General features: G+C 34.3%; 14 protein-coding genes. 10 read left to right on the forward strand and 4 right to left on the reverse strand.

Going from position 1 to position 12,368, the window contains the following annotated elements:
- The first annotated feature begins 55 nt into the window (after window positions 1-55).
- The 7 genes from ACUN28_RS11050 (at window position 56) to ACUN28_RS11080 (ending at window position 7,686) form a co-directional block, all read left to right on the forward strand.
- Window positions 56-1,807 (forward strand): ABC transporter ATP-binding protein, encoded by a 1,752-nt coding sequence (locus tag ACUN28_RS11050; protein ID WP_016086760.1) that lies wholly within the window; start codon window positions 56-58, stop codon window positions 1,805-1,807.
- Window positions 1,807-3,570 carry an ABC transporter ATP-binding protein gene (locus tag ACUN28_RS11055; RefSeq protein WP_016086761.1) on the forward strand — a complete coding sequence of 588 codons (1,764 nt, stop codon included), beginning with the start codon at window positions 1,807-1,809 and terminating at the stop codon, window positions 3,568-3,570. The genes ACUN28_RS11050 and ACUN28_RS11055 overlap by 1 nt, the downstream gene beginning before the upstream one ends.
- Before the next feature lie 131 nt (window positions 3,571-3,701).
- A complete protein-coding gene (locus tag ACUN28_RS11060) occupies window positions 3,702-4,745 on the forward strand; it encodes a GH25 family lysozyme (RefSeq protein ID WP_016086762.1) in 1,044 nt (347 codons plus the stop codon).
- A 128-nt stretch (window positions 4,746-4,873) separates the two neighbouring features.
- Complete coding sequence (locus tag ACUN28_RS11065; protein WP_016086763.1) at window positions 4,874-5,893, forward strand: nuclease-related domain-containing protein; 1,020 nt, start codon at window positions 4,874-4,876, stop codon at window positions 5,891-5,893.
- 6 nt (window positions 5,894-5,899) lie between these two features.
- Entirely contained in the window at window positions 5,900-6,466 is a 567-nt protein-coding gene (locus ACUN28_RS11070; RefSeq protein WP_080117893.1) for a hypothetical protein, read from the forward strand.
- A 219-nt stretch (window positions 6,467-6,685) separates the two neighbouring features.
- The gene (locus ACUN28_RS11075; protein ID WP_000644411.1) at window positions 6,686-6,832 is read left to right on the forward strand and encodes a BC1881 family protein; all 147 of its coding nucleotides are present in this window, start codon (window positions 6,686-6,688) and stop codon (window positions 6,830-6,832) included.
- 98 nt (window positions 6,833-6,930) lie between these two features.
- Entirely contained in the window at window positions 6,931-7,686 is a 756-nt protein-coding gene (locus ACUN28_RS11080; RefSeq protein ID WP_016086765.1) for a sulfite exporter TauE/SafE family protein, read from the forward strand.
- Between the two features lie 309 nt (window positions 7,687-7,995).
- Here ACUN28_RS11080 and ACUN28_RS11085 read toward each other — a convergent pair whose 3' ends face one another.
- Window positions 7,996-8,202, reverse strand: coding sequence for a DUF3903 domain-containing protein (locus ACUN28_RS11085; RefSeq protein ID WP_016086766.1), 207 nt, complete (start codon window positions 8,200-8,202; stop codon window positions 7,996-7,998).
- 141 nt (window positions 8,203-8,343) lie between these two features.
- Between ACUN28_RS11085 and ACUN28_RS11090 the strand changes: the two genes are divergently transcribed.
- On the forward strand, window positions 8,344-8,757 hold the full coding sequence (locus tag ACUN28_RS11090) for an NUDIX hydrolase (protein WP_016086767.1): 414 nt from the start codon (window positions 8,344-8,346) through the stop codon (window positions 8,755-8,757).
- A gap of 12 nt (window positions 8,758-8,769) precedes the next feature.
- Here ACUN28_RS11090 and ACUN28_RS11095 read toward each other — a convergent pair whose 3' ends face one another.
- Window positions 8,770-9,447 (reverse strand): LrgB family protein, encoded by a 678-nt coding sequence (locus tag ACUN28_RS11095; protein WP_016086768.1) that lies wholly within the window; start codon window positions 9,445-9,447, stop codon window positions 8,770-8,772.
- Entirely contained in the window at window positions 9,444-9,809 is a 366-nt protein-coding gene (locus tag ACUN28_RS11100; RefSeq protein WP_016086769.1) for a CidA/LrgA family holin-like protein, read from the reverse strand. Before ACUN28_RS11100 ends, ACUN28_RS11095 begins: the two co-directional genes overlap by 4 nt.
- A gap of 152 nt (window positions 9,810-9,961) precedes the next feature.
- Here ACUN28_RS11100 and alsR point away from each other — a divergent pair, with 152 nt between their 5' ends.
- Window positions 9,962-10,861, forward strand: coding sequence for an acetoin biosynthesis transcriptional regulator AlsR (alsR, locus tag ACUN28_RS11105; RefSeq protein WP_016086770.1), 900 nt, complete (start codon window positions 9,962-9,964; stop codon window positions 10,859-10,861).
- 84 nt (window positions 10,862-10,945) lie between these two features.
- On the opposite strand, the gene ACUN28_RS11110 is transcribed toward alsR, so the two are convergent.
- On the reverse strand, window positions 10,946-11,545 hold the full coding sequence (locus tag ACUN28_RS11110) for a hypothetical protein (protein WP_016086771.1): 600 nt from the start codon (window positions 11,543-11,545) through the stop codon (window positions 10,946-10,948).
- A 162-nt stretch (window positions 11,546-11,707) separates the two neighbouring features.
- Here ACUN28_RS11110 and ACUN28_RS11115 point away from each other — a divergent pair, with 162 nt between their 5' ends.
- Window positions 11,708-12,283 (forward strand): FtsX-like permease family protein, encoded by a 576-nt coding sequence (locus ACUN28_RS11115; protein ID WP_016086772.1) that lies wholly within the window; start codon window positions 11,708-11,710, stop codon window positions 12,281-12,283.
- Window positions 12,284-12,368: the final 85 nt, after the last annotated feature.

Raw genomic sequence — 12,368 nt, forward strand, 5'->3', positions numbered from 1 at the left:
TTCTGTATTTTTGGTAAACTGAAAACATCGCTCATTTTAAGGGAGGAGGAGAAGAATGAAGGTATTTATTAATTTAGCGTGGTTTTTTAAACAAGAAAAACGAGCGTACATAATCGGAATTATTATGTTATTTGGTGTCGCGCTTCTTGAACTTGTAGCCCCGAAAGTACTAGGTATTGTAGTAGATGAAATTAATAATGGAACATTAACATCTGAAAAATTGTTGAAGTGGGTTATTCTGTTAGTAATTGTAGGGATTACTATGTACATACTACGTTATTTATGGCGTATTATGATTTTTGGATCTTCGTTAAAACTAGCCCGTCAATTACGAAAGAATCTATATGAGCATTTTACAAAGATGAGCCCGTCTTTCTATCAATCACGTCGTACGGGCGATTTGATGGCACATGCGACTAATGATATTCAGGCGATTCAACAAACTGCTGGATCTGGCGTTTTAACGCTTGTTGACTCATTAGCGGTTGGGGGATGTGTACTCGTAGCAATGGGCTTTACAATTAGTTGGAAGTTAACATTGTTAAGCTTAATTCCAATGCCGATTGTAGCGATTTCGACAAATTATTATGGAACGTTATTACATAAACGGTTTCATAAAGCACAGCAATCGTTTTCGGAAATCAATGATAAAGTACAAGAGAGTATGAGTGGGATGAAGGTAATTCGATCACTTGGACAAGAGAAAGAAGATTTACAAGCATTTCGAAAAAAGTCAGAAGATGTCGTACATAAAAATATGTTAGTCGCACGTATTGATTCGTTGTTTGATCCGACAATCTCTCTTATCGTTGGATTTTCTTTTTTAATTGCAGTATGTTACGGGTCAGTATTAGTTGTGAGAGGTGAATTAACTGTTGGCGATCTTGTTACATTTACAACGTATTTAGGTACCCTCGTTTGGCCAATGTTAGCGTTTGGATGGTTGTTCAACATTATGGAGCGTGGGCGTGCTTCGTATGACCGTGTAGAAAAAATTCTCTCGCAAAAATCAGATGTAGTAAATAGAGAAGATGCTGTGCATACAATAGCAAGCGGTGATGTTACATTTGCGGTCGATTCATTTTCATATAAGAAAAATGAAGTGTTACAGCTAGTGGATGTTCACTTTGATTTAAAGAAGGGTGAAACACTAGGAGTTGTCGGACGTACGGGTGCAGGGAAAACGACGTTATTAAAATGCTTAATCCGTGAGTATGATCATTTTAATGGTGAATTAAAAGTTGGGGAGCGGGATATTCGCGATGTAACACTTTATGGTGTCCGTTCTGCCATTTCATACGTGCCGCAAGACCATTTTTTATTTTCAGCGAGTATTGGGGAGAATATTGCCTTTGGAAAGGCGGATGCTACATATAATGAAATTACCCGCGCTGCAGAGATTGCTTGTATTCATAATGATATCCTCCAATTTTCAGAAGGGTATGAAACAGTAGTAGGAGAAAGAGGCGTTTCGTTATCTGGAGGCCAAAAACAGAGAATCTCTATTGCCCGTGCTTTATTAACGGATGCGGAAATTTTAATTTTGGATGATTGTTTATCAGCGGTAGATGCAAAAACAGAAGAAACGATTTTAAACGCATTAAAGAGGGAAAGAGCAGGAAAAACAACGATTATTACTGCTCATCGTTTAAGTGCAATTCAACATGCCAATCTTATACTTGTTGTGGATGAAGGCAGAATTGTGCAACGAGGTACACATGAGCAATTAATGGAAGAAAACGGTTGGTATAAAGAAATGTATGAGAGCCAGCAGTTAGAAGCATTAGTCGAGAAAGGAGGCGTATGATGACCGAGAAGAAGCGGAGTGATTTAAGTAGATTGCTTTCTTATATGAAGCCGTATAAAGGGTTGCTATCTTTAGCATTTATCTTTTTAGTTGGTGCAACTGTAACTGAAATGATGGGTCCTTTTTTAATTAAACAATTTCTTGATGAACACTTAGTACCACGTAACTTTGATCAATCAGCACTTGTTACTCTATTTGTAGTGTATCTTATTGCTCACTTATTAAAAGTAATATTTACTTATTTAGACTTGTTGTATTTTCAAAATATTGCTTTTAAAATTGTTCAAGATATGCGTGTTGAAGTATATGATCATGTTCAAAAGTTGTCATTAAGTTTCTTTGATCGTACGCCGATTGGTACGCTCGTATCGCGCATAACGAATGATACGGAAGCTATTAAAGATTTTTATGTCAGTGTATTATCCACATTTGTCAAAAACGTAGTCTTTTTAATAGGTATTTTAGTAGCGATGTTTTTATTGAATGTAAAACTAGCCCTATTTTCCCTCGTATTAATTCCGATAATGTTTGCGATTATGGTGCTATATCGCCGGAAAAGTGCAGCCTTTTATTTAGAAGTACGTAATCAATTAAGCGTGTTAAATGCAAAGTTAAATGAGTCCATTCAAGGAATGAATATTGTTCAAGTGTTCAGACAAGAAAAGCGTATGAGAAAAGAGTTTGAAGAAGTGAATAATAAACATTATAGTGCAGGGCGGCGGACGTTAAAGTTAGACGCGTTACTTTTACGTCCAGCAACTGATTTAGTTCATATTGTGGCTATTGCGTTAGTACTTGGTTTATTTGGAATTGATGCTTTGAAGAGTCCTGTTGAAGTAGGAGTTCTATATGCATTTGTTAACTATATACATCGTTTCTTCCAGCCTGTAAATGAGATGATGATGAAATTATCATTTTTCCAACAGGCACTTGTTTCATCATCACGTGTATTTCATTTAATGGATGAGAAAGATTTAGCGCCAGTTCAACAAGGGGATGGAAATCCTCAAGTCGTTAATGGAGATATTGAATTTAAAAATGTTACTTTTTCTTATGATGGGAAACGTGATGTTTTAAAAAATGTATCTTTTCACGTGAAACAAGGGCAAACAGTTGCTTTCGTTGGGCACACTGGTAGCGGAAAAAGTACCATTATGAATTTGTTAATGCGATTTTATAATATTAAGTCCGGAAATATTGTAATAGATGGTGTAGATTTAGAGAAATTTAAAGAAGGAGAAATTAGAAAGAAAATAGGACTCGTATTGCAAGATGCATTTTTATTTGCGGGAAATGTAAAACAAAATATTCGTATGTATAATGAAGAAATTACGGATGAAGAAGTAAAAGAAGCGGCACAATTTGTGCAAGCGAATACGTTTATTGAAAAATTACCAGAGCAGTATGAAACGGAAGTAGTAGAAAGAGGTGCTGCATTTTCTAGTGGTCAACGACAATTAATTGCTTTTGCTAGAACGATAGCAACGAATCCGAAAGTATTAGTATTGGATGAAGCAACAGCTAATATTGATACAGAAACAGAAGATGCGATTCAAACAGCCTTACAGCAAATGAGAAAAGGGAGAACGACTATAGCAATTGCGCACAGATTATCTACAATTCAAGATGCAGATCAAATCTTTGTTATGCATGATGGAGAAATAGTAGAAAGAGGAACACATCAAGAATTACTGAGTGAGCAAGGGTTGTATTATAATATGTATTTACTGCAAAATAAAGGAAGTTTACAAAAAGCCTTGTAATTACAAGGCTTTTTATTTTGCATATAAAATATGTTGACGCTTTATATCTATAGTATAAACGTCGTGACCCTTTATAAAAGTTGTACATATTGTATGTATACGAAATGAAAAAATTTGATAGGAGCTTTCATATGCAAGATAGGTCTAGTTCAAATGTTACGTTTATCGATGTGTCTCATTGGGAAGGAAGTATTGATTGGAATGCTGTGAAGGCATCAGGTATTCAAGCGGCGTATGCAAAAGCGACAGAAGGTGTGAATTACATTGATCCGACTTTTGTTCAAAATGTACAGGCTGCAAAAAATGCAAATGTATTGATTGGTGCATATCATTTTGCGCATCCAGAACAAAATGATGCAATTTCAGAAGCAAAATATTTTGTGAGTATATTACAAAGCAATCAGACAGACTTAATTCCAGTTCTAGATTTAGAATCACCAACAGATCCGAGTAATAGTAATTTGACAGGTACCGCTATATCTAATTGGGCAAGAAGTTTTATAGATTATGTGAAACAAGCTACTGGAAAAAATGTCATGCTATATACAGGTGTTTGGTATATTAATGAGTTTGGGATTAGTGGATTAAGTGATATTCCACTTTGGATTTCTAGATATTCTAGTACACCGCCTGCTGATGCTGGTGGATGGACAGAGTGGACAGCATGGCAATACACAGATTCTGGTCAAATTTCAGGTGTAGGAAATTGTGACGTATCAGCAGCCGTCTCGATAGAAGCTTTACAAGGGAGCGGAGCAAGTGGTGGAAATGTTTCACCTCCTACTAATGCTACTGCAGTTTACGGTGTTGCTGTCATTAATGGTGATAATGTAAATTTACGGAGTGGACCATCTTTACAATCTAGTGTAATCCGTCAGCTAAATCGTGGCGAATCATATGAAGTTTTGAGTGAACAAGGTAGCTGGCTTGCTTTAGGTGGAAACGAATGGATATACGATGATTCAAGTTATGTTCAGTATAAACATTATGTGGCGACTATTACTGGTGATAATGTGAATCTGCGGGATGCTCCATCATTAAATGGAAATGTTATAAGACAATTACATCATGGTGAGGCATATCGAGTATGGTGTAAGCAAGATGGATGGCTTGGTCTAGGTGGAAATCAATGGATATACGATGATTCAAGTTATATTCATTATGGTGTACAATAAAATGAACGCAGAAGGTATCTCGCCTGAGATGCCTTTTATTATAAATATGTAATTTTTACAAAGTGTATATTGAAAGCATAGTATAATATAATGTATATTTATAAAAAATAAAATAAAGGAGTAAAAATATGGATTATGTGCTAATAGGTGTCGTTTTAATATTATTAGCTGTAGTATTCGTGCTGTTCTATAAAAATAAACAGCTAGAATCAGAGAGTCAGCAAGTAGAATTTGAAAAGAAACAAGCAATTGAAACGTATGAAAACGAAATTGCAGCTACGGTTACAGAGCATAAGGAACAACAAAATACATTGAAAAATATGGAACAGAAGAAATACAATGATTTACAAATAAGTGCAGCTAGAGAACTTGAAAATATGCGTATGATGAAGAATCAATTAGCTATGCAACATAGTAAAGAACGTAGTGAAATGCAAGATAAACATAGTAACGAAATACATATGTTTCAAAAGTTAATTGCAAATTTGCGAGAGTATACGAAAAATGGAGCTGAAGTGAATACACACGAAACATTACATTATATGAAGCGAGGCTTCGTAGAGAAAGGCATAATACTAGATAATGAATTTCATATTATGCCGAATGTTTTTATTAGAAATCAGCACGGAGGAAATGATTTTCGAATTCATCATCTTGTCTTAAGTAAAACGGGTATGTATCTACTTGAGACGAAAGAATGGACAGGGAAATTAATTCATGGCTTAACGAAAGGAAATGCTAGTATATATTCGTTTATGATTGATGAAATTGGCAAATATCAACAAGAAGTAGAGAAAGAAGAGACGTTTGAATGCATTACAGGTGAAGATTCATTAACGATACAAGTGAAAAATGAGGGGAATCCAGTATATAGAGCGAAAGAACTATCTCATATTCTATATAATTGTTTGAATGAAATACAGGTTGATATTGTTAAAGAAAACGTAAAACCGATTGTATATTTTTATAATGAAAGTGGGAAAGAAGTGCTAGATCTTTCTGAAGAAAAAACGCCGAGATTAAAAGATAGAGAGCAAATTGTAACGTTCTTCAGAAATGAGGTCTTAACAGGGAAAGTAATATATACAGATCAAGAGTTAGAAAAACTTCGAGAAATCATTAACCGAATGAATTATAAAAGGAATTAAAAAGGGGTGGGATTTGTGAGTTCTATATTTAGGGGTATTTTGTATGTTTATGTTTGTTTGTATATACTAATGTATTTTGCGTTTATTTACATTATCGATATAGCTCATACGTCATTAAGTGTAAAGAGTATGTTTGTAGTAATCATGCCATTTGCTTTATTAATCATGATTCAAAAATCTATCTTATATGTTTCTAAAAATCGTAATGAAGAAAAGAAGCAAATGTCGGGAGTATTAATAGTAGCACTCATTCCGTTAATGGTGTGCACTGCGCAATTAAGTATGAATACATACACTTCTAAGTTTAATCAAGATCGGTGGTTACATGCTGAAGAGAAACGGGTAAATATGGTAGATGATCTATTACAAAAATATAAATTAACAGGGAAATCAAATGAAGAAATTACAAAATTATTAGGAGCACCTACTGAAACAAGAAATGGAGAAAGCGGGGTTATCACTTCGTACTATCTTGGAAATGAACGTGGCTTTATTCCAATAGATAGTGAACAGCTTGTTTTACAATTTGATAGAGATGGTAGAGTTATGAAATATGAGGTGCTAAGAGACTAAATAAATTTAGAGAGAAGCTATATGTTATAGCTTCTTTTTTATTTTTCAATATGTTACGGAAGGGAGAGAAGGATTTTGAGTGGAATAAGGAATGAAAGTGGAGGTGATGCATATATATAGATGCATTGGGTTGTTTTTATCTCGCTATTTGCGGGCAATAAGATTCTCATTTCAAAGTTTCACTTTATCAAATTGTATAAATGAAAAGGAGGTAAGACGGTGAAAGCAATCCCGACTGATGTCCTGAGTAAAGAATTAATGGAAAGAGAAGGAGTTATATCTATTACAGTAAAAGAATTTGAAAAGATAGAAGTAGCTGGAGTAGTAGTCGCTGGCCCTGCGGTTATTTTGATTAATCAAGATTAAGTACATATTATTGAAATAAAAAGCATCCATCTAGGATGCTTTTTATTTGTATGCAAGGAAGAATATGATGGATAATTGCTTTACTGGAGGGAAAGTCTGTGGCAATTATTATAACGATGTTAGTAATGGGTATTTTATTAGGATTTGTTGGAGCTGGGGGAGCCGGTTTTATTATCGCGATGCTCACTTTAGTATTCCATATTCCTATTCACGTTGCGCTCGCAACGTCTTTAACTGCAATGGCATTTACGACATTATCTGGGGTTATAAGTCATTACAGGGAAGGAAATGTTGTGCTTATTATAGGCGGGATTGTTGGTGGGTTTGGCGCGATTGGTTCTTATATCGGTTCTAAGTTCGGTGCTCTTATACCAGCGCATCTTCTTCATTGGTTTACAGCGGGTATGCTATTTTTATCGGCAATTTTTATGTTTATTAAATTAATTAAGTTTCAAAATAGGGAAGAATTACTTTTAGTAGAAGTTAAAAAATTTTCAAAAGAAAACATGATGAAATGTATATGTCTAGGATTAGTCACTGGAATGATGGCCGGTTCATTCGGGATTGGTTCTGCACCGTTTATTCAACTTGGATTAATGGTTCTATTAGGACTAACGATTCAGCAATCTGTAGGAACAACAATGCTTGTTATATTGCCGATTGCGATTGGAGGTGGGCTAGGATATAGTTCAGAAGGGTATCTAGATTATATATTGTTATTGCAAGTATTAATTGGGACGATGTTAGGAGCGTATATCGGGGCGAAGTTTACAAATTATGCACCACGTATGCTTTTGAAGTTTTCAATGATTATGACACCCGTTTTAGCTGGATGTATGTTATTGATGGAATAAAAATAATATAGCAAACTAATATGTTTTACGAATGAATTATGTAAGTAATTCATATTTCCCATATAAAAGGATTTGCTTTAATATAATGAGTGTAAAGTTCGAGTATTCGAAGTACTACTTGAATTATATCCCTATCCCTTTTCTAAAAATGCGAACAAGTTTTGCCCTATTCTATTCAATATTTAATTGCATAGAAATATATTGTTCGATGACCATTGTGGAACGTACATAATGGGAAAATCCCGATCCTTAAAGAGGATGCCCCTAATCTTCATGTGAAAATATGATCGGATAAGAAAGCTGACCAATTTATGGTCGGCTTTCTTTTTTTTCAAAAGCTATTTCTTCTTTAATTTCTGTTTGCAATAATAAAGCTTTTCCAAAACGACGTTTACATTCCGCACGCACTTTTTCAATGGCTAGTAGCTGAGTAGTGGCGGGAACTGTTACGATAGCTTGGCGAGGTGTTCGATTTTCTTCACAAAAGACACATTCCACAACATATTTAGAAATCATATTTTCATCCTTCCGTTTTTAATTTCTAAGAAGGGATTGTCTATGAAGTTGATGTAAGTTTTCGTCATCGTTTTCCTTTTTTCCTCTTTTTTCAAGGGGAAAATAATAAGGAAGACGAATAGTAGTAGGGGAGGGATGTATATGGAAAGATGGATAGGTTGTGCAGCAGTATGTGTAAATGAAAGAAATGAAGTTCTAATGGTGTTACAAGGAAAAGAAGGGGAAGAAAAAAGGTGGTCTGTTCCAAGTGGCGGGCTTGAAAAGGGAGAAACACTAGAAGAATGTTGTATTCGAGAAGTTTGGGAAGAAACAGGTTACAATGTGGAAGTTGTAAATAAAATATACGAAAAAGAAGGTATTACATACGGAGTTCCTGTATACGTTCATTATTATCTCGTTAAAAAAATAGGTGGTAGTATGGAAATCCAAGATCCTGATGAGTTAATACATGAAATTGCTTGGAAAAGGATAGATGAAATGAAGGAATTAACGCTATCTTTCCCGGAGGATTATGAGATTTTAAATAAATATATAAATAAAAAAGCGAGTGTTTAAACACTTGCTTTTTTAATGTATCCACGATAAGAAAAGTGGAACGATAACTAAACTAGCTCCTGCTGTTAAAAGCATAGATAAACTCGCAATCGTGCCTTCTACAGGGCCGATTTCGAATGCTTTTGATGTACCGGTTCCATTAGCACTCGTACCTAACATAATACCTTTTGCGAGCGCTGTTTTAATACGGCATATACGTATGAGAGAAGGTCCGAGCAATGCTCCTGTTAACGCAGTTAAAACAACAAATACCGCTGTTAATTGTGACATGCCACCAATCATCTCTGAAATAGCCATTGCAATTGGTGTCGTCACAATATGAGGTGCTAAACTATGCTCTAACGATGAATCAATTTGAAAATAATTTGCTAGTAGTGCTGAAGTAATAACTGATAAAAACGAACCGACAATGACATTAAGTAAGATAGCTAGTCCATGTTTTTTCAATAAATCAAAGTATTTATAGATTGGCCATGCAAAAGCAACTGTTGCAGGCTTTAACAATTCTGTTAACCATTGACCACCTGTTTCATATGTTTCATAAGGTGTGTCTAGTCCGAGCAATAAAGCAATTAAAATAATAGGGCAGACGAGAAGAGGAGAAAGTAAGCTCCAATTCCAGCGCTGATACATTTTCTTCGATATCCAATATGTGAATAGTGTTAATAGCAAACAAAGAAAGCCGATCATTGTGTTGATCCTTTCCGCTTTAGTAGCAATTCTGTTAAGAGTCCTGTAACGAGAGTGACACAAAGTGTACTAATCATAATAATTAAAATGATATCGATTCCATATTGTGATAGTGTATCTTTGTAGCGTATGACAGCGACTGCAGAAGGAATGAAAAATAAAATAAGTTCTTTTAATAAAAAGTCTGCTCCGTCCTGTATCCACTCTTTTTTCACTAGGTTAAATTTTAATGAAATTAACAATAAAAAAATACCGATTATACTTCCTGGAACTGGGAGGTGTGCCTGTTTTGCAATCCATTCACCTGTCCAAGCGAAACAAAATAATAATAAAATTTGTCCGCTTAATTTCCACCATTTCATACAGTAACCACCTCTTTCTTTTTTTACATAAAAACTGTAAAAAAGAATTAACAATTTCTACTATACGTTCATTCAAAAAGTTTGTCTAATATATAAATTATATGTTATTAATATATTAGACGTATTAATTGAAATTGAAAAGGGTGTCCAAAATGGAATTACGGCATTTGCAATATTTTGTTGTAGTGGCAGAAGAGTTACACTTTGGACGAGCAGCTGCTCGTTTACAAATGACACAACCACCACTTAGTCAACAAATTCAGCAATTAGAAAAAGAAATGGGAGTTATGTTATTTTCAAGAACGAAGAGAAAAGTTGAATTAACAGAAGCTGGAGAAATGTTTTTAAAAGAAGTAAAAAAAGCGTTCGAACAAATTGATAAAGCAGTAGAAGTTGCACAAAGTGCCCAAAGGGGAGAAGTGGGCTCACTTTCAATTGGTTTTGTAGGTGCGGCGATATATGATATTTTACCATCAATCGTAAGGGAGTATAGAAAAAAATTTCCGAGAGTGTCTGTTGCATTACATGAACTGTCAACGCCAGATCAGGTGCATGCACTTCACGATAACCGTATTGATATTGGCTTTTTACGTCCGCCAATTCCAACGCAATTACTAGAGTTAGAACCAATTCAAAAGCTTTCTTGTACGTTATGTTTACCGAAGGCACATCCACTTGCTGAAAAGGATGAAATACATATTGAAGATTTAAGAGACGAACCTTTCGTATTTATTACGAGACCGGTATGGCCAGCGTTATACGATACAATTTTATCGCTTTGCCGCGACGTAGGATTTAGTCCACACATTGTACAAGAAGCAACGGAATATCAAACAGTTATGGGACTTGTAGCAGCAGGAATCGGAATTACGGTAATACCTGTATCGGCAAATAAATTGTATAAAACAGAAGTCGTATATAAAGAGTTATGTGATTCTAATTTTGTTGCAGAAATGTCAGTAGCCTATAAAAAAATGAATAGCAATCCAGAGCTTTTAGAGTTTTTAAAAATTGCAAGAGAGAAGAAAAGAATAGAAGTAGAGGATGAGTAATAGTAGTAACGGTTTAATTCAGATGTATAAAATTACACTTTGTTAAACAATAAAGCGGAAATGCACTTAAATTGCATTTCCGCTTTATTTTTCTTTTTTTAGCTCGATACTAAATAGATAAACGTGTTCATTTTCTTTTAAGATGAGGTCAACACCTGTTTCTTCATCAATTGTAGGGACGCTTACAGTTTCTTTACTTGATTGGATTACAGCAGCCAAAATTGTTTTCTGATTGTATCTTAAACTTTTTACAGATTGAATTGTAGTAGTTGCAGAACTATTTACGCTTGGTAGTTCATCTTCAGGAACAAGCGTGGAACCACCGTCAATATGAATATACCATTGACCTTTTTCGTGTATATTGTTGTTAAATTGGAGATTTGGTGCTATGAAAGAAAGTTTTATTTTCTGTTCTACAAAATATGATGCAGCTATGTTCGCGATTTCTTTTACTTTTTTACCATTTTGATAATATTCAATTTTAGCCTGAAGTTCATCTTTATTATTTTTGATTGTAACATCATAAAACATTCTATTTCCTTCACCTATAGGAGTCATTTGTAAAATGTCAGATTGCTCTTTTGTTAACTTATGTGGTTTAACAGTGGAGCCTTCACTATTTTTTAATGGATTACAACTAGTGAAAAGTAATAAAGAAAGAATAAACAGCAATTTCACACGCATATAACCCCTCCTTTTTACAATTTAAATGTAATTTTAACCATTTTATTTTTCTAGGACTAAAGGCTTAGAAAAGATTCAGATTGTAGTGCGATGTTTAAAATGTCATATTTTTATACACTAGTAGTATAGAATGCGTATGTTATAAGGTAGGGGAAGAAATTTATGTCTTTATGTCGGTTAGCGAGAAAAAATATAAGAACATTTGCTGCCAAAAGGATGAAGCAATTTATATGGATTGCTACGAGTACTATGATTTTGTTTTTTATGACATCACTCCAATTTAATGAAGTAGCTACTAGGGAATTAGGGGCTATACTTTTATTTCAAGTATGTTTTTACACGCTGTTTATCGTATTCATTTTCATATGTATTTTTACTACATATAAAATAACATTTTCTCTTCTGCAAGTGAGGAGAGAAGAATTAAAATCTTATGTAGCAGAGAATAGGAATAGAAATGAAGTACTATGTTTATTATGTCAGGAGCAATTATTCATTTATGGAGCAGCTTTTATTTTCGGTTTAGTTCATGGAATGTTATTTTTGAAATTATTCACGATTATCTTTATGAAAATAGTAGGCATACAGGGAATAAATAGTGCACCAATTACTATATATGCGGTAGTAGTCGTTAGTATAGTTATGATGGTTATCGTCCTATTATCGATGATACAATGTTTTCGATTTGTTCAAAGTTTACAAGATAAAAATTCGTTCCATTTCAAGGGAAAGGCATGAGAAATCATGCTTTTTTCTATTTTACACATAAAAATAATCATGTTACAGTGAAAAGACCTGACAAAGAATGGGAAAGAAAGGTTGT

The sequence above is a fragment of the Bacillus sp. WC2507 genome, from assembly GCF_052656125.1.

Bases quoted from the DNA above. Each gene is read 5' to 3' on its own strand.
- ACUN28_RS11050 (WP_016086760.1), top strand. From the start codon at position 56: ATGAAGGTATTTATTAATTTAGCGTGGTTTTTTAAACAAGAAAAACGA.
- ACUN28_RS11055 (WP_016086761.1), top strand. From the start codon at position 1,807: ATGACCGAGAAGAAGCGGAGTGATTTAAGTAGATTGCTTTCTTATATG.
- ACUN28_RS11060 (WP_016086762.1), top strand. From the start codon at position 3,702: ATGCAAGATAGGTCTAGTTCAAATGTTACGTTTATCGATGTGTCTCAT.
- ACUN28_RS11065 (WP_016086763.1), top strand. From the start codon at position 4,874: ATGGATTATGTGCTAATAGGTGTCGTTTTAATATTATTAGCTGTAGTA.
- ACUN28_RS11085 (WP_016086766.1), bottom strand. From the start codon at position 8,202: ATGATTTCTAAATATGTTGTGGAATGTGTCTTTTGTGAAGAAAATCGA.
- ACUN28_RS11090 (WP_016086767.1), top strand. From the start codon at position 8,344: ATGGAAAGATGGATAGGTTGTGCAGCAGTATGTGTAAATGAAAGAAAT.
- ACUN28_RS11095 (WP_016086768.1), bottom strand. From the start codon at position 9,447: ATGATCGGCTTTCTTTGTTTGCTATTAACACTATTCACATATTGGATA.
- ACUN28_RS11100 (WP_016086769.1), bottom strand. From the start codon at position 9,809: ATGAAATGGTGGAAATTAAGCGGACAAATTTTATTATTATTTTGTTTC.
- alsR (WP_016086770.1), top strand. From the start codon at position 9,962: ATGGAATTACGGCATTTGCAATATTTTGTTGTAGTGGCAGAAGAGTTA.
- ACUN28_RS11110 (WP_016086771.1), bottom strand. From the start codon at position 11,545: ATGCGTGTGAAATTGCTGTTTATTCTTTCTTTATTACTTTTCACTAGT.
- ACUN28_RS11115 (WP_016086772.1), top strand. From the start codon at position 11,708: ATGTCTTTATGTCGGTTAGCGAGAAAAAATATAAGAACATTTGCTGCC.